This is a genomic window from Micavibrio aeruginosavorus EPB (genome assembly GCF_000348745.1).
GTDB lineage: Bacteria > Pseudomonadota > Alphaproteobacteria > Micavibrionales > Micavibrionaceae > Micavibrio > Micavibrio aeruginosavorus_A.
In genome coordinates this window covers 74,029-92,200 of record NC_020812.1, presented here as the reverse complement: position 1 = coordinate 92,200, position 18,172 = coordinate 74,029, and the positions used below count along the sequence as shown (strand labels likewise).

Below are 18,172 nucleotides of genomic sequence, written 5' to 3'. Positions count from 1 at the left end.
TTCACAAAATCCCGTGATCGTGCATTTTTCGGATACGCGCCCCTTCCCCAAGGAGAGGGGCGCGGTTATTTTATAGGCCATGCGCTTCGTTCTGACCCTCATTGCATCTGACCATCCCTTAACCCCGGCCCATCTGGCGGGGGTGATGCGCTATTGCGACGGGCAAGGGTTGTCCGTGACCGCCGGGCCGCGATGGCTGGACCAGCACAAGGCGGCGGACATCCTGCTGCAACATCGTCCCAACCCGGATCAGATGCGGGATCTGCGCGACGCGCTGATGACGGACCGGATTGATATTCTGGTCGTGAATGCGGGCACGCGACGCAAGAAAATCATGCTGGCCGATATGGATTCGACCATCATCACGGGCGAAACGCTGGATGATCTGGCCGCCCTGGTCGGCAAGCATGACGAAGTCGCCGCCATCACATCCGCCGCCATGAACGGCACCATCGGATTTCGTGAGGCGCTGGAACAGCGCATGAGCCTGCTGGCGGGTGTCAGCGAACTTCAATTGCATCAGACATTAAACGCGATGGAGCTTTCACCCGGGGCGGCTTTGCTGGTCGCGGGCATGCGGCAGATTGGTGCCATTACTGTTCTGGTTTCCAGCGGGTTCACATTCTTTACCGGCGGTATCGCACAGCGGGTCGGCTTTACCCAGCATCATGGAAATGTTCTGGATATGCAGGACGGCGCCCTCACGGGCCGGGTGCTCGACCCTGTTTTGGACAAGACCGCAAAACTGCATTTCCTCAATCACTATGTCGAACAATTGGACATCACGGCCGACGATGTTCTGGCGATTGGGGATGGATCAAATGACATTCCCATGTTGCAGGCCGCGGGGCTGGGCATCGGATATCACCCGAAACCCGCCGTGGCCGCGGCCGTGGACAATCTAATCCTGCATGGCGACCTGACCGCCGCGTTGTACGCGCAAGGGCTGATCCCAAAGACATAATACATTGAATTTACAAAGCTTTAAGCTTTTACAGGCATGGTTTACCATGATGGGGCGCCATCCGCGCACCCCGCCACACCATCCACGATTCGGAACAAATCCATCATGACTACCGAGAAAAAGACGCCCGGAAAAAACAGAGTCGATTACCCGTTGGTGTTTTCCGACGATGAACTGGATGCGTTGATCCATCGTTATTGCCGCGACTTCACGCAATTGGCGCGCGAAGGAAAATTCGACCCGATCACAGGCCGTGATGACGAAATCCAGCAGATGGTTTTGATCCTTCTGCAAAAGGGACGAAAGAACGCCGCGCTGCAAGCCCCCGCCGGTGTGGGTAAAACCGCCTTGGTTGCCGGATTGGCCCAACAGATTGTCGCGGGCACCGTACCTGACTATCTGAAAGACGCGCGCGTTCTGGAACTTGATCTGGCCGCGATGGCGGCGGGCACATCCGGCCCGGCGGAATTTCAGGGCCGCTTTATTCCGATTTGCCGCGGTATTGCCGAACGGTACCGGTTCGAAGAATATCCGAAAACCATTCTGTTTATTGACGAAATGCACACCATCATGCCGACCTGTGACGGATCGGCGTACAAGGGTTTATCGGAAGTTTTGAAACCGTATTTGACCGCGGGTGACCTGCACGTCATTGGCGCGACGACACTGGACGAATTCCGCATTTTCGTCGCCATCGACCCCGCCATGGATCGCCGTTTCCAAAAAATTCCGCTGCGTATTCCGAACGCGGAAGAAACGTTCAATATTTTGATGAATTTGAAATCCGGCTATGAAAAGCATCACCACATCACTGTGGAACCGGAATCACTGCGCCGGATTATCAAACTGACCGACGAACATATGCGCAAACGATACCAGCCGGATAAATCCATTATCGTGATGGATGCCGCCATGGCGCTGCACGTCCTGCATCACGGTCGCGGCGGGGTTTTGGATGATAAATCCATCACCTATATCGTATCGAAGGAATCAGGGCTGCACGCCGGGGCGCTTTAATCCTTTGGAGCCTTTAAAACATTGACCAAAACATCCTGCGCCGTTTGCATGGTGTGATCGACGAAGTCGGGCAGTTCGCCCGGATCACGCCCATGGTGCAGAAAAATCGTGGTCATGCCCATTTCATGCGGGATGCGCAGATTGTCCAGCGTGTCTTCCACCATCACCACCGCTTCCGGATTTTTGTTGATGGATGACAACGCCATTTCAAAGGGCTTGCGGCTTTTGGCCTTGCTTTCAAAATCGTAATTTTCATACGCAAAAACGCGCGGGTCCGGGAACCAGGGTTGCAGTTCCAAATGCTCCAGAACCTTCAACGCCCATACGCGTGATCCATGCGTAATTAATGCATGGTCCGTTTGCACCGACGCAAACAGATCGCGCGTTTCATGGTTTTTCGCAATCACCGTTTCATCAATATATTCATGGAAACGATGGTGCAGATCGAGCCGATTGAGGCCGTAATCCCGTAAAAACCGATACCCACTGAACCCATGATCAACATAGGATTGATGCGCCATCGTCACCGCCTCATCCAGCGGCAACGCCACACCCAATGACAACGCCGCGCGCGCAACCGCATGATTGAATGCATGTTCAATCATCGTATCCAGACGATACAGCGTATTATCCAGATCCCAGAGGACGCCGGAAATATCGCGACCAATGATGGGGGCTTTCGGTTTTATCAGCATGGCTTTACTTTACGCATTGATAGATTTTGAAGACGCCACCTTCATATAATTTATTCACGGCGGAAAAAAGGCGCAATAAGTCTGCTTCGTATCCCAGATGGGCATTGGCGACCATGACCAGTGTACCACCCTTGCGCAACGCTTCATGCGCGCGGGCGATAAAGGCCCGGCCCAGATCGTGGCTTTCCCGCGCGCCCGTATGGAACGGCGGGTTCATGACAATAAAATCCAGCCCCGTCAGACCCGATCCGGATGGAATATCAACATGATGGCCACAAAAACGTGGGCCATCGGATTGCATATTGGCCCCGGCGGCCGCGACCGCGCGTGAATCCGCATCCAGCCCGTGCAGGCATGTCACGTGCGCACAGCGATCCAACACTGTGCGGGATAAAAACCCATACCCACATCCAAAATCCGCACCCACCCCGGACAAATCGGCGGGCAAATGATCGCGTAACAGGGCGGAACCAGCATCGACACGGTCCCAACTGAACAGGCCGGGACAGGTGGTCATGCCCGTATCGGGGTGAACGCGAAAATCACCATGAGCCAACCAATCGGGCGGGACACTCACGTCATCATTTTTGATGACACGCACAACGCGGCATTTGGCCTTGGATGATTCCGATATATTCAACCCGGCATCCCGCAACACCGGACCCAATCGTGCCCCACCCGCATCATTGGCCGCAACGGCGATCAAGTCGCCACCGGGCCTTAACGCACGCCACCCCGCCGCCAGAAGATACTGCATTTCATCCATCTGTTTTGGCGTGTGAATAATCACGCGATCAAACGCGGCGTCGGCCGGAACATCCCCGCGCACGGCATAACCCAGCGCGCGCAACCGCGCCGCCGGACCCGCCCAATATTGCACCATGGTTGTGACCGAAGCCGGGAACAGTGAATCATCGACATCACCATCGAAACCGATCGCCAGCACCGCAGCCCCCGGCCCAGCAGACGGGAACAGGTCAGACTTCAACCCATGCGACAGGGCAACAAGGATGGGATTTTCATTTTTCATACGGGCAATTTAGCGCAAATACCCGCACGGAAGGAGAAAAAAATCTACACATCAGCCACGGCCAGGGACCCGTTGGTGATCAAATCATCAACACTGGCCCCGCCAAATCCGCCGATAATGGTGGCCAGGCGATCAAAATTACCATCGCCGCTGGCGCTGACATACACATCCGTATCCGCACCATTCGCGACCAATTGGATGAAATCGTCGGCATCGTCAACACCGTGATCATATCCGGACAAAACATCGCGAATGTCGATAAAATCCCCTTCGCCACGGTTAAAATCGTGAATGACGTTGTCCGTTGCCCCGAATTGAAAATCAAACCAGTCCGCGCCCGCGCCGCCATAAAGATCGTTTTCATCACCATCGATTGTAATGTGATCGTCGTCCGCGCCCGCATCCAGCGTGTTACGATTACCGGAAATCGTCACATCGTCTTCACCGCCATAGGTGTTCATGACGTTATCGTCACCATAAACGGCGTGCCACCCTTCGACATCATCGGCATTGATGGTGTTGTTATTGCCGGACACACTGACGTAATAACTGCCCGTATTATGGCCCGGATCGCTGCCGCCGGTTTCAATTGTATTGTTATCGCCACGCACAACGATACGGTCGCTGGCTTCGCCGCCATCAATCGTATTATTGTTGCCGGACACGTAATAAAGATCATTGCCATCGCCCGAGGAAACGGTGTTGTTATCACCGTAGATTTCGATGCTGTTATTGCCGTTTCCGGCATCGACCAAGCCGTCACTGCTCAGCGCAATAATGAAATCCGTCCCGTCATCGCCATAAATCGCATAGGTGCCAGCAGGTGGCACAACCGCATACGGATCAAACGTGCTGGCATCAATCGTGCTGGTAAAAACCGCGCCATCCCACGAATATTCCTGCCCCGGCAGGTGATCGAAATAAAACCGCGCCGGGCCAAAGAAGGGGCTGCCCACAGGATTGAGGTTTGTCACCGTACCGATATGCAGGTTTGAAATAAAATCATGCCCCGCCGTGCCGTTGATCGTGAAATCATAGCTGGGCGCAACAGGACCGCCGCCGCCACCGGAATCTGATCCCGCATCGGTCACGGGCCGGAACAAATCCGCCGGACGAAATTCTTGCCCCAAGGCCAGATCGAACAGGGACACCGATATAAACGCGCCCGCATTATCATCGTCATCCGTAATGACCCCCAGCGCGAAAAGATCATCATCATACAACGCGGAAACAGTGGGGGCTGTGCTTTGAAAGCCAAAGCCCTCGTTCGCGGGCACAGGTTTGGGCGAAGGCGCAGGAGCCGCCGCAGCGCTTGATTTCAAAGTATCAACAATAGATGGGGAATCTGTGGGTTGCGTATCATCGGCATCCTGGGCCACCACCACATCGTCGTCCGATGGTTCTACCGCCGGGGCATCCTCTGTGGCGGCATCAATGTCCGCGGCAGCAACCACAATCGGATCAGCGGCCCCATTGTCCTGAGGCACGGCGTTGATTGTCTGGTCAGCAGGAAGAGAGTTTGTGTCTGTACGCATACCCGGAACACTCACGCAGAATATTCGTTACATTAGAACTTAATGATAAATCCAACTTCGTTAAAACTTTATGATAATATGATCTATTCCCACCCACCCTAACCTTTAGAGTGGCCCCTCATAACAATGCGCAAATAAAACCGCGATGGGGCCCCTTACCTCCCCATCGCGGTTCGCTGATTGTCGTTGCACACAATGACCGGGTGCTTCCCCTTTTCGCCCTCCGGATATCTAACCGGTCATCCCACGTTGATTACACTGCCGTCTGGGCGGCCACGATGGCCCCACCATCCAGCAAATCCTGAACGCTGGCGCCGCCAACGCCGCCGACAATGACGGCCACGCGGTCAAACGCGCCACCACTGTCCCCATCGGCATTGACATACAGATCCACGTTGGACCCGTTTTGCACAAACTTCAGGAAATCCGTTATATCGTCGACCCCGCCATCATAACCGGACAGGATGTCGGAAATATCCAGCACATCGCCCTCGCTGGCTTTGAAATCATGCACGGTGTCGACAAACCCATCCATATTGTCGAACACGAATGTGTCTGCGCCCTGGCCGCCATACAGATGGTCCGAACCCGTGCCACCATTCAGCACGTCATTGCCAAACCCGCCATACAGCGTGTCATTCCCGGCATCACCATACAGAATGTCATCATCGGGGCGCAGGATGGTTTCCACCACTTGCGTTTCCACCTGTAAATCAACGATGACATCGTTGAAATCGGCATCACCCAAATGGTCTTGGTCTTCAAACCCTAGGCGCAAGGTGGTGTTATCGCCCGGTGTGGACAGACCGGTGATGACATGAATATTGTCATCCCTGTTCAATGAGCTGGACCCGTCGCTGGCCGAGGAATGATAGATCGTTCCGGCGATCAGCTTGTCCGTCGTGCCATCGCTCCAGATCAGGCTGACATTGTCGCCATCATCGGTCACCTTGGCCAGACGTTGATCCGCCTGCCCAAAATTGTAATAGAAATTCAGCGTGCCCGTATTCATGTCAATGCCGCCGTAGCCGCCATTGGCATTGTATCCGTTGGCAATCATGAACAGGCCGATTTGCACACCGACCGCACCGGAAATTTCAAATTCATGGCTGGTTCCTGACGCCGTCGCGCGGGCATTCATAAACGCGAAATCAGCGTTACGGATGGTGCCATCCGGATCGACGGTATAAACGCCGACGGTGTTTTTATACCCAGCATCGGTGGAGACGAATTTCAGCGTGGCGGTGGTGGTAAACGTGACAACCGTTTCCCCAGCCGGATGACCCAGATATTGTTGCTGGTCCGGTGTGATTTGCACGCCTTCATTCAGGGTTGGGAAGCTGTGCGTAATCGTGAAGAATTTTTCGTATGTCGAAACGGTGTGATAATCAGACTCTGAATCGTTCTTGCTGCCGCCATAAACAATATCATCGCCATTGCCGCCGCGCAGATAATCGCTGCCCCACCCGCCATAAATCTTATCCAGCCCGCCGCCACCATCGACGATATCATTGCCATCCAGCGCAAAGATCGTGTCATTGCCGTTGTTGGACCAGATGATATCACCCGATCCGCCACCATCAATCGCCACGTTGCCGTATTGAATTTCTGCATCCGCCAGAACGATCACGTCGCCGCCATCTCCGGCGATAATCTGTTCGATGTTTTTCAGGGTCTGGTCCCCGTCCGCGTCTTTGATCAGCAGCATGTCGCCATGCTCGCTCATCAACAGCGCATCGGTCCCGCCCAGCCCGTCATAGGCGGCGTTATTGACCTTGTACACATCGTTGATGTTAACGGTTTCACCGGTGTAGGGGTTGGTCAGAGTCATGGTCATATGCTGCAGGTCACCCTGCATCACCATGAAATCCCCACTGGCTGTACCCGTAAAGACTGTATCCGCCATACCCGACGCTTTCGCCCCCGCACACACTGATGTCCGCTTTTTTTGCGGCCGGACGTACGGCCTGACGGATCATACGATACTGATTCCGGGGCACCCTTGTCCCCCGACCGGGCGCACCGATGGTTAAGAATAGCGCAGAATCGGTTAAATTTTTATGTAAAGACTTACTAAACTATCCCTTCGTATTGATCCCATAGGGTTTTCGCCCGCTGGACCCGGCGCAAAAAACTCCCAAAAGCTTGACGCGCCGCGGTAACAGGCAGATATAAGGTCCATCATGCGTTCAGAAACCGACACCACCGACCACGCCGCCCCATCGTCCACTGCGAACCCCCTGCACGGGCGGGGCCGTCATGGCGATCTGACCAGCGGTCCGGTTCAGGGCCATCTGGTGCGGTTATCCGTGCCGATGATCTGGGGCATTCTGGCCATCGTCGCCTCGCAGCTGGTCAACACATTTTACATTTCGATGATCAGCCCGGCCCACCTGGCCGCGATCAGCTTTACCTTCCCCGTCACCATGACGGTCCTGAGCCTGATCATCGGGCTGGGCATTGGCATGTCGTCCGTCGTGTCGCGCGCGATTGGCGAGGGCAATCACGATACGGTTGTTCGGTTGTCCAGCCATGGCTTGATCCTGGCTGTGATAGCCGGTGTGATCATGGCGCTGGCCGGGCACGCCATCATGGACCCGCTGTTCCGCGCCATGGGCGCCACGGACGATATGATGCCGATGGTGTTGGATTATATGGGGCTGTGGTTCACGGGGATTGTATTCATCACCGTGCCCATGGTCGGCAATTCCGCCATTCGCGCCACGGGCGATACATTAACCCCGGCCCTGATCATGATGGGCACCACGGCGTTTCTGGTCGTGCTGGACCCGTTGCTGATTTTCGGCCTGTTCGGCCTACCCCGGATGGAAATGCATGGGGCGGCATTGGCCACCATCATTTCCTATGGCTTATCCATGATCGTGGCATTGTGGATTTTGAAATACAAAAAACGCATTATTTTTCAGGACGGGCTGCATCTCGATCAATTCGGCGACTCGGCGCGCCGCTTGTTGTTCATCGCCCTGCCCGCCGGCATTACCAGCACGATCCAGCCCATGACCAGCGGTGTTTTAACCGCCATTCTGGCGCAAAGCGGCACCCATGCCGTGGCCGCCTTTGGTGTGGCCACACGGGTTGAGGCGTTTGCCTTTATCGTCATCATGGCGCTGGCCACCGGCATGTCGCCCATTCTGGGCCAGAATTGGGGCGCCCGCCGGTTTGACCGTGTGCATGAAACACTGCGTCTGGCCATTCGCTTTTGCGTGCTGTGGTCGGTGGCGGTGGCGGCCATCCTGATGATTGGGGCCTATCCGCTGGCCGGATTGTTTTCCACCGACGCGGAAACCGTGCGCATGACAGCCTTGTACTTCCTGATCGTGCCGTTTAGCTACGCCGCGGGCAATCTGGTGCCCGGCTGGTCCAGCGCGTTTAACGCCATCGGTTTGCCGCAACGATCCGCGGCGATGATTGGGGTGAAAATGATTATCGTGCAAATCCCGCTGGCCTTTATCGGCAATCATTTCTTTGGCGTGATCGGTGTGTTCACCTCCATCGCCATCGCCAATATCGGCACGGGCCTGTATTACCACTGGCGCAATAAACAGCACATGACAACGGCCGAACTGGCGCACAGCCCCGCTTAATCAGACGCTTTCAAAAAACGCTCTATCCCGCGCGCGGCGTGCAACGCCGTGGCGAAGGTTGCCTGCAACAAATACCCACCGGTCGGCGCCTCCCAATCCAGCATTTCACCAGCGACAAACACGCCGGGGAGGGATTGCAGCATGAGATCACCCTTCACCGCCTCGCGCGCAATACCCCCGGCCGATGAAATCGCACGGGCCAGACCAAACGGTGCTGACAACGGCAGCGGCAGAGCCTTTATCAGGGTGGCCAGCATAATTGGCGACAACGTGCTCACCTCCTCGCCACCCAGTTCACGCAGCAACGCCGCCGCCAGCGGGGACAAGCCACCGGCCTTTTTCATGTGTGTGGAAAACGATGCGCGACCGCGCGGCCCGGACAGACGGCGCGCCAGATCCTCCAGCGTAACACCTGGGCGTAAATCAATATGCACGATTGTTTCGCCATCATGCTCCACCGCGGTGCGGATTGACGCGGACAGCGCATAAATCACGCCCCCTTCAACACCCCGTTCATGGCTTTTGGCCGCGATCATCATTTCACCGGGCACACTGCGCCCGCTGTGGGTCAGGGTGATGGATTTCAAGGGCTGGCCCGCAAAACGGTCCGCGAAATGATCCGACCAAGGATGGGTAAAACCGGAATTGGCCGGGCGGAACGGCGCCATCGCAACACCACGCCCGCGCAACAAATCCACCCACCCCGCATCCGACCCCAGTTTCGGCCACGACGCCCCACCCAGTGCCAACAGGGTGGCCTCGGCACGCGCAACAACCGCCATCCCGTTTTTGTCGGTAAACATCAATGCGCCGGCATCATTCCATCCCGCCCAATGATGGTTGAAATGAAACGTCACGCCCAACCCATCCAACCGCGCCTGCCATGCACGCAACAGCGGCGAAGCCTTGAAACTGCGCGGAAATACGCGCCCACTGGACCCGACAAATGTTTCTTCGCCCAGCCCTTTACACCAATCGCGCAGATCCGACGGCGTAAAATCCCGTACCATCGGCCCCACCCAATCGCTGGCCGCGCCATACCGTGCGATGAATGATTCCAGATCTTCGGAATGGGTCAGGTTCAATCCACCGCGCCCGGCCATCAAAAATTTCCGCGCCAGGGTCGGCTTATGCTCATACACATGCACAGCGTGTCCAGCTCCCGCCAGATACTCCGCCGCGAACAACCCCGCCGGGCCGCCGCCGATAATTACGATGTGTTTTTTCGCCTGTGTCATCTGCCTATGAATACAGGAACCCGCACAAAAGACCAACAAAGAAGGCGGGCCATTGCTGACCCGCCTTCTGCCTGTTTCCCCGTTCAAACCCGCTATTTTTTAGCGCAAGGCAAAGGCCCGCTCGCCGTGTTGGGTCATATCCAGGCCGGATTTTTCTTCGCTCTGGCTCACGCGGACCGGGGTGATCAGGCCGACCAGTTTGAAGATGACCGCCGTTACGACACCCGTATAACCGACAACAACCAATGCACCGATCACGTTGGCGCGGAACAAATCCACGCCGCCGAACAACAGGCCATCCGCCCCGGCGGGGTTGATGGCGGTGCTGGCGAACACAGCGGTCAGGATCGTGCCAATCATGCCGCCCACACCGTGGCAGGCGAACACGTCGACCGTATCATCCGTTTTCAACGTATGCTTCACCAGACGGGCGGCGAAATAGCATCCGACAGCCGCCACAACACCAATGATCAAGGCCGCCTGTAAACTGACATAACCCGCCGCCGGTGTAATGGCGACCAGACCCGCCACAGCGCCCACGGCCGCACCGACCGCCGTGGGTTTTCCGCCGATCACCCAGTCGCAAATCATCCAGATGGTCATGGATGTCGCCGCCGCAAAAAATGTTGTGCCCGCCGCATACGCCGCCAGACCGTTGGCCCCCAACGCCGAACCGGCATTAAAACCGAACCAGCCAAACCACAGGAACGTCGCCCCCAGCCAGACCATCAGCACGCTGAACGAATTGTTTTCTTCCGGTTTAAATCCGGCACGATTGCCCAGCATGATCGCCGCGACCAGAGCCGCAAAACCCGATGTCATATGCACAACCAGACCCCCGGCAAAATCCAGACCGCCCATTTTGGCAATCCATCCGCCCGGACCCCAAACCCAATGCGCCACCGGCACATAGACGCACAACGACCACAGCGCCATGATGATCAGCCACGCCTTGAACCGCACGCGTTCGGCAACGGCCCCAGTGATCAAGGCCGGCGTGATAATGGCAAAGGTCGCCTGGAACAGCATGAACAGAACATGCGGAATGGTGGGGCCGTATGATGCATTCGGGTCCACGCCAACATTGCTCAGCATCAGATAATCAAACCCGCCGATAAAAATATTGCCTTCGGAAAAAACCAATGAGTATCCGCACACGGCCCAGATCAGACCGACCACACCCATACAGGCGAAGCTTTGGAACTTTGTTGAAATCACACTGCGGACGGGGACCATGCCGCCGTAGAAAAACGCAACGCCGGGCGTCATCAACAGCACCAACGCCGTCGCCATCAACATCCACGCAATATCGGCCGGGATCATGTTTTGCTCCTTTAAAAAACCAATGAAATGCACCTATGCGCGGAATATGGCTCAGCCATGCGTTTATTGCAATGCAAAAGTTGCATTGCAACATATGTCAATTTTCCCTTTTAAAATCATATTGTTAGGCATAAAGCAAACCGCATACTTGCTGGCCTGCGCCGGGCGTTTTAGACTGCGCCCGCAAGATGAGGAGAAGCACCCATGGACCAGCTGATCGAGGGCTATCGCCGTTTTCGTGAAACCGGATGGCCCGAACGCAAACGTATTTTCCGGCAATTGGCCGAACGTGGCCAGAAGCCACGGGCCTTGATCGTGTCGTGCGTCGACAGCCGCGTGGACCCGACCATGATTTTTGATTGCGGCCCCGGTGAAATTTTAATCGTGCGCAATGTCGCCAACCTGGTTCCACCTTACGCCCCGGACAGCGCCTATCACGGCACCAGCGCCGCATTGGAATTTGGTGTGCGTGTGCTGGAAATTCCGCATTTGATCGTGCTGGGTCACGGCATGTGCGGCGGGGTCAGCGCGTTGCTGAACGGGGCTCCGGCCCACGCGCAGGATTTCGTCGCCCCCTGGATGCAAATCGCCGAATCCGCCCGTGTGAAAACCACGGCCATCCCCGATGCGGTGGAGCGCCAAACCTGTTGCGAACACGAGGTCATCAAAGTGTCCCTGAACAACCTGATGACGTTCCCATGGATTGCGGAGCGCGTGGAGCAAGGCACGCTCAGCCTGCACGGCGCATGGTACGCGATTGAATCCGGCGTGCTGGAAACATTACAGGCCGACGGAACGTTCCAGCCGGTCCCCTGACCCCGGCTGAAGACCGCGAAAAACCAAGAATTTTCGTAAAATTTTAACCATCTGGCCCTAGAGTAAGGGGAGAGTATTCCCTTCTCTTATAGACTTTGGATAAGGTCTTTTCTGGGTTTATGCGTATGGTGAGTATCCGGGTTTCTGATATTTCTGCCGCTGAGGCTGCGCAAAACGATGCGCATGACCCCGCCGCGAACACCGCGGCGGCGGATGACAGCACCATAACAAACGCACCTTCACCTGATCCCACGCCCGACCCATCCGCGGCGGACGCGCGCCCCACGATCATCCCCCAACCAGCAGAGCCGGAGGCACAGGCATCCCCCGCCGCCGCGACACAGGCCCATGCCCCGGCACAACCCGCGCCCAACGCCCCGCAATCATCCGGATTTGGTTTTCAGTCACAGGCCCAGAGCGTGTTCTCGCTCTCCAGCGACGACCCGTCATTGACGCCGCTGGACGAACTGGATCAACCGCTGGGGCCGATTGGCGCGTCGCATCTGGCGCATCAGGCGGCCACCGTGATGGCGTACACGCATGAAACGCTGACCATTGCACATCCGGGACACACATCATCCCATGGCGGAGATACCGAACCGGCCATCGAAACACGCATCATCAACGGAACAGGCAGCAATGAATTCTTTGCCGGGGCGTTGTACGGATTATTTTATGGCGGCGCCAGCATCGAACTGGAACCCGATTTTGACGCCTATTCCATCGGCAATGATGCCACGGGATATTTTTTTGAACCCAATGGCGGCGGTATTAAAACCTATCTGGCGGATCTCGACTGGAGCGTGATTTATCAAATCAATGCGGGCGCGGGCAACGACCTGATTTTTATGTATGGAGATGGATCCACCATTCACGCCGGTGACGGGGATGACATCATCGGCGTTTTTGCAAACACCACCACCATCTCGGCCGGGGATGGAAACGACAACTCCATGATCACAGGCAACAACAACAGCTTTGCAACCGATAACGGCACCGGCGCCGCGGAGTTTAACGGAAACAACAACACCATAACCACCGGGGATGAATATTATTTCCTGGAAATTTCGGGCGACGGCAATGTTGTGAACGGCGGGACCGGTGAGTTGGACATCCAGTTTCATGGCAATTCAAACACCGGTACCCTTTACCGTGCCGCAGGAACAAGCGTGGAGATTTACGGTGACGACAACATCCTGACCATGTCAGATGCGCACAGCAGCGACAGCCTGTCCATCGAGATGAGCGGGAACGGAAACACCATCAATACAGGCGCCACAGGTGACGACGACATCGAAATCTGGGGCAACAACAACACCATCAACACAGGGGCCGGCGATGGCCCCGATGGCGACATCATTACCATTCACAATGACAACAACACACTGACCATCGGAAATGGTTATCATTCCGTCACGCTGGAAGGAAATGGCAACACGGTGCACAGCACCGGTGACGATGTGAACGAATACGACATATCCGGTGCCAACACCACATTGTACGGCAGCGATGATGCGCGCGATATTCTGACGCTGTCGGGCAATGCCATCAATGGCGTCACCACCATTTATAATTTTGAAACCGATCCGGGCAGTGATGTTCTAATCCTGCAAAATGACATCCTGGAAACCGGTGACGATCTGGCGGATATTCTGGCCAACCTTTATTTCCAGGCCAACGGGGCCGACACAGATATTTACGCCAGCCCGAACAGCGACGGCAACTTCGTTCACTTTGCCACCATTATTGGCGGCACCAACGGGCTGAGCCTTGAAGACCTGATCAACCAAGGCAACATCAACGTTCCCATCGCAAGCTGAACACCAGCATCGCAACCCGCTGAAAACCTTAAAAAATACTGGCATTTACACCTTCATTAAGTGCGCATGCGATACTTCTTTCGGAGTTCTCGAGAGAAGGAATCTGTCGATGCGTAGCCGTATTCTGTGTTTCTTTATGGGTCTGTGCCTTGTTGTTTTCTCAAATCCCACCCACGGGCAGGACAGCAAAGACACGTCCCCCACACGGCAATTAGCGGTCAAACTGCAGCCCAGCAAGGGCGATCTGGACACCATGGTTGAACGCACTGTTATTCGCGTTCTGGTCCCCTATAGCCGCACACTGTACACCGTCGACATGGGCAAGGAAGATGGATTTTCCGTGCGCATGGTGCAGGAATTTTCCAAATACGTATCGCAAAAGCTGAATAAAAAGGGCGCACCGCCAGTGACCGTTGCGTTGATTGCCACGCCCCGGGAACGGCTTCTGAGCGATTTGAACGCGGGCAAGGGGGACATTGCCCTGGGCAATATCACCATCACCCCGAAACGGAAAAAGATCGTCAATTTCACCCATCCCGTCGCCAAGCCATTTAACATGGTCATTGTCGCGCACAAGGACGCGCCACCCCTGACCACGCTGGACGATCTGGCAGGAAAGACGGTGTATGCGCATGACGCCACATCTTATCACGCCGCGTTGGAGAATTTGAACAAGCGGTTTCGTAAAAACCACGTCAAGAAAGTCAAGATTGAGAATTTGCCCGACAATCTGGAAGACGAAGATATGTTGGACATGGTCAATGCCGGCATCCTGCCCTATAGCGTGATTGACGGGTGGTTGTTCGACATGTGGCGAAAACAATTGCCCGACGTGATCGCCTATGAGGATCCGGCGATGGTCCTTTCATCCAAGGATGAAATTGGCTGGGCTTACCGCAAGAAAAATCCGCAACTGGGCGCGTTTTTGAATGGTTTTGTCGATGACGTCCTGATCGGTCAGGGCATGACAAACATCATCGCCAAACAGATTGCACACCGCATCGCCACGCTGGACAATCCCAACAAGGCCGAGGCCCGTCAACGTTTTCAGGATACGGTCACGCTGTTCCGCACCTATGGTCACGATTACAATTTTGATTATCTGATGCTGATGGCACAGGGATATCAGGAATCGCGCCTTGACCAGAAAACGGTCAGCCCCGTCGGCGCGATCGGCATTATGCAGGTGATGCCCGCCACGGGAAAACAAATGAATGTCGGCGACATCAAAGTCACAGAGCACAATATTCATGCCGGCACAAAATATCTGGATTACGTTATGGATGTGTATCTGGATGATTCAAATCTGGATGAACAAAATCGCGCGCTGTTCGCCTTCGCCGCTTATAACGCCGGGCCCAATCGCATCCAGAAGCTGCGCGACGAGGCCAAAGAGGCTGGGCTGGACCCGAATAAATGGCTGGGCAATGTCGAACATATCGCCGCGAAACGGGTCGGTATGGAACCGGTGAATTACGTGCGCAACATTTACAAATACTATGTCAGCTACAAACTGATTCAGGCGCAGGAAGAAGACCGCCGCCGCGCGATTCGGTTCCTGAGGGAATGAATCCAATGGCTCCATGGGCCTTGACTAATATACCCCCTGTGGGTATATAATACCCCTAGAGGGTATTATAGAAAGGACCACATCCATCATGATTCGCACCATTCGTCTTGTTGCCGCGCTGGCCTTGCTGGCGGGCGTTTCCACCCCGGCTTTGGCCAGTGTTGAACCCGATTACGACCCGTCCAAACCCCGCGTCACTACGCCGTGGTACGGCATGATGACCGCCGCCAACCAGAAGGCCGACATGACCTTCATCACCGGAATGCGGCCGCACCATGCCGGTGCGCTGACCATGTCGACGGAATATCTGTCCAACCCGGATGCCACCAACGCGACCTTGAAACAATTGGCGCGCGGCATCATTCATAACCAGACGTTTGAAATTTCCATGCTGGATAAAGTCGAAAGCCATATCGACGATTTCAGCTTCACCGGCAACCGCGCCGTCCGTGGCCAGATCGCCACGCGCGGCCTGGCCCAGCAACAGCAATTCAAGCGCGCGCCGATGCCCGGCCCGCTGGATAGGTGGGCGGGCACACGCGCCGTTTCCGCCGAAGATGTCCGCTTTGCCAAGGCCATGATCATTCACCACGAAGGGGCGTTGGACATGGCCAATGCCTATTTGGCCGACCCCGATGCGAATAATGGCTATCTGAAACTGATGTCGCTGGACATCCTGCGCGATCAGAAGATGGAAATTGATTTAATGAAATCCATCATCGGCAAATATGCGGGCAACCCGGACGACGTCAAAATCGATCCATCAATGGTGCATGGCATGGACCACATGATGCACGGATCAGATCCGCACGCCGGCCACCACGCGCATTAAACGATAATCCCACAACAAAGAAGGCGGATGAGGCCCAAAAGCCCATCCGCCTTTTTATCATTCAGATTGGAAAAGCGCGGTGCGTGCCCTACATCCTTCTCCAAAGGCCATCATCTCAGGACTATCGGCTTTGAATTTAACCTGTTCACGCAGTTAGAAAATGCAAGGGTCTCTAATCATGAAAAAACTACTCTTAACAACAGTGCTGACACTGATGACAACAACATCAGCGATGGCAACAGAGATATCAACGCATGTATTAGACTTGGCCAGCGGCGCAGGTGGCAGCAATATCCCCGTTGTTCTATCTAAAAAAGAAGGCCAGAACTGGGTCAAAATCGCGGATGCTAAAACTGGTGAGAATGGCCGGATCAAACAATTTATAGACAATGCCGATTTTAAGTCCGGCACATACCAACTCACCTTTGATATGACCGCCTATGATAACGGATCAGCAGAACCATTCTTTCCGGAGATCAATGTCATCTTTAAGGTTGATGAAAACATTGACCATTATCATGTCCCGGTCGTGGTCAGCCCCTATGGATACTCAACATATCGCGGCAATTAAAAAAAAGACCGCCTCTCTGGAAGAGGATCCGCACCAGAAAAAAGCCAGCATCATCAATGATACTGGCTTCTTTCTTTCAATCCATCACGGCCACCCTGCTCAAGGGTGACAGGACGGGTTAGAGCAGACAAACCTCACGTTCATCTCCTCGGAAATTTTTTGGATCGCGGCCTTGCGATCGGCTTCTGTGTTGAAGCGCAGTGACAACGCCAACGGCCTCGTTTCAGCCGTCTGCAGCGTCAAGATTTTTTGCTCTGCATCACCCCCATCGGCACAACACACCCAGGCCGCGCGCGCCTTGGGCAGATATGTGGTGTTCAGGGCATTTGGCACCTGGAATATATGCGGCGTATAGCACGCAATATCCCCCGCCAACACCTCCATGATGGCATGCATTTCGGTTGCGGATTCAGCCTCTACATACGCGCGCAGACTGTTGTTTTCGATCAAATCTTCCTGATACAACGTCTTGGCCACGCGCTGCGCATGGCCATCACAGACAGGCAGATCAACGGCGTCGTTTCCGGCGCCGAATTGAATGTGCAGCGTGTTATCCGCCCTGGCCTGCATATGCGTGACCAGCCATGCGTGAACGTAGGTGGTGTCCTTGCCTGCAATCACAACGGACGGCGCTTCGTAATGACGCATGCTGCCATGATGCATTTGAAGCGCATCATAGAACGGTTTTAATTCCCGCTTGCCAATCGCATGAGAGTGTTCACCCGGCATGCCATCAACACCGATCTGGACGTGTTTATACCCTTTGACCCGCGATTCACCCACGCGCGCAAAGGTAATCGCATGGTGTCGAATATAACTGGTATAAAGATGATTGCGCCCTTCCGGGCCATAGACAGGAAATCGAAATAATTCCGCCCCCGCATCCTGAAAAACGCTCAACGCACGTTCGATGTCAGGCCCGAACACGTTCTTTGAACCACGAAAGATTTCTCCCTTCGTGGTATAGATGGACACGCGGTCTTCATGTTCAAACACGCGAATGCCCGTGATGGATTTTGCGTCGATTTGAATATCTTCGGAAAAATTTGTCTCTGTCGTCATGCGCGTCCCCTGTTGCCTTCCCGGCCCCGAATATTCTTGTTGTTATAGATTTTAAAAATCAGGACGGCATTGATAGCCGATCCTCGCAGCGCAG

15 protein-coding genes are annotated in these 18,172 nt (G+C 55.2%); 8 read left to right on the top strand and 7 right to left on the bottom strand.

Annotated features, from left to right (window positions below; translation table 11 throughout):
• Positions 1-79: 79 nt before the first annotated feature.
• Positions 80-964, top strand: a complete 885-nt coding sequence (serB, locus tag A11S_RS00445; RefSeq protein ID WP_015466493.1) for a phosphoserine phosphatase SerB — start codon at positions 80-82, stop codon at positions 962-964.
• 105 nt (positions 965-1,069) lie between these two features.
• Positions 1,070-1,981: an AAA family ATPase gene (locus A11S_RS00440; RefSeq protein WP_148285074.1), complete on the top strand. Its 912-nt coding sequence runs from the start codon at positions 1,070-1,072 to the stop codon at positions 1,979-1,981.
• Here the strand turns inward: A11S_RS00440 and A11S_RS00435 are convergent.
• From A11S_RS00435 to A11S_RS12170, 4 genes are all read right to left on the bottom strand, one after another.
• Entirely contained in the window at positions 1,978-2,676 is a 699-nt protein-coding gene (locus A11S_RS00435; protein ID WP_015466491.1) for an HAD family hydrolase, read from the bottom strand. The genes A11S_RS00440 and A11S_RS00435 overlap by 4 nt on opposite strands.
• A 4-nt stretch (positions 2,677-2,680) precedes the next feature.
• Complete coding sequence (locus tag A11S_RS00430) at positions 2,681-3,706, bottom strand: methyltransferase (RefSeq protein ID WP_015466490.1); 1,026 nt, start codon at positions 3,704-3,706, stop codon at positions 2,681-2,683.
• Positions 3,707-3,750: 44 nt separating this feature from the next.
• Positions 3,751-5,241: a type I secretion C-terminal target domain-containing protein gene (locus A11S_RS00425; RefSeq protein ID WP_081604732.1), complete on the bottom strand. Its 1,491-nt coding sequence runs from the start codon at positions 5,239-5,241 to the stop codon at positions 3,751-3,753.
• A 253-nt stretch (positions 5,242-5,494) separates the two neighbouring features.
• Positions 5,495-7,147 carry a calcium-binding protein gene (locus A11S_RS12170; RefSeq protein WP_015466488.1) on the bottom strand — a complete coding sequence of 551 codons (1,653 nt, stop codon included), beginning with the start codon at positions 7,145-7,147 and terminating at the stop codon, positions 5,495-5,497.
• Positions 7,148-7,424: 277 nt separating this feature from the next.
• Between A11S_RS12170 and A11S_RS00415 the strand changes: the two genes are divergently transcribed.
• Positions 7,425-8,846, top strand: a complete 1,422-nt coding sequence (locus A11S_RS00415; protein ID WP_015466487.1) for an MATE family efflux transporter — start codon at positions 7,425-7,427, stop codon at positions 8,844-8,846.
• Here the strand turns inward: A11S_RS00415 and A11S_RS00410 are convergent.
• On the bottom strand, positions 8,843-10,084 hold the full coding sequence (locus tag A11S_RS00410; RefSeq protein ID WP_015466486.1) for a BaiN/RdsA family NAD(P)/FAD-dependent oxidoreductase: 1,242 nt from the start codon (positions 10,082-10,084) through the stop codon (positions 8,843-8,845). The two genes, A11S_RS00415 and A11S_RS00410, sit on opposite strands and share 4 nt — an antisense overlap.
• A gap of 99 nt (positions 10,085-10,183) precedes the next feature.
• Positions 10,184-11,407, bottom strand: coding sequence for an ammonium transporter (locus A11S_RS00405; protein WP_015466485.1), 1,224 nt, complete (start codon positions 11,405-11,407; stop codon positions 10,184-10,186).
• Positions 11,408-11,611: 204 nt separating this feature from the next.
• Between A11S_RS00405 and A11S_RS00400 the strand changes: the two genes are divergently transcribed.
• From A11S_RS00400 to uraH, 5 genes are all read left to right on the top strand, one after another.
• Complete coding sequence (locus A11S_RS00400) at positions 11,612-12,223, top strand: carbonic anhydrase (protein ID WP_015466484.1); 612 nt, start codon at positions 11,612-11,614, stop codon at positions 12,221-12,223.
• A 125-nt stretch (positions 12,224-12,348) separates the two neighbouring features.
• Complete coding sequence (locus tag A11S_RS00395; protein WP_015466483.1) at positions 12,349-14,043, top strand: autotransporter outer membrane beta-barrel domain-containing protein; 1,695 nt, start codon at positions 12,349-12,351, stop codon at positions 14,041-14,043.
• Positions 14,044-14,152: 109 nt separating this feature from the next.
• Complete coding sequence (locus A11S_RS00390) at positions 14,153-15,613, top strand: MltF family protein (protein WP_015466482.1); 1,461 nt, start codon at positions 14,153-14,155, stop codon at positions 15,611-15,613.
• Positions 15,614-15,701: 88 nt separating this feature from the next.
• Positions 15,702-16,445, top strand: coding sequence for a DUF305 domain-containing protein (locus A11S_RS00385; protein WP_015466481.1), 744 nt, complete (start codon positions 15,702-15,704; stop codon positions 16,443-16,445).
• A 178-nt stretch (positions 16,446-16,623) separates the two neighbouring features.
• Positions 16,624-17,016: a hydroxyisourate hydrolase gene (uraH, locus tag A11S_RS00380; RefSeq protein WP_051054868.1), complete on the top strand. Its 393-nt coding sequence runs from the start codon at positions 16,624-16,626 to the stop codon at positions 17,014-17,016.
• Positions 17,017-17,115: 99 nt separating this feature from the next.
• Here the strand turns inward: uraH and A11S_RS00375 are convergent, their stop codons facing one another.
• Positions 17,116-18,078 carry a hypothetical protein gene (locus A11S_RS00375; protein ID WP_015466478.1) on the bottom strand — a complete coding sequence of 321 codons (963 nt, stop codon included), beginning with the start codon at positions 18,076-18,078 and terminating at the stop codon, positions 17,116-17,118.
• Positions 18,079-18,172: the final 94 nt, after the last annotated feature.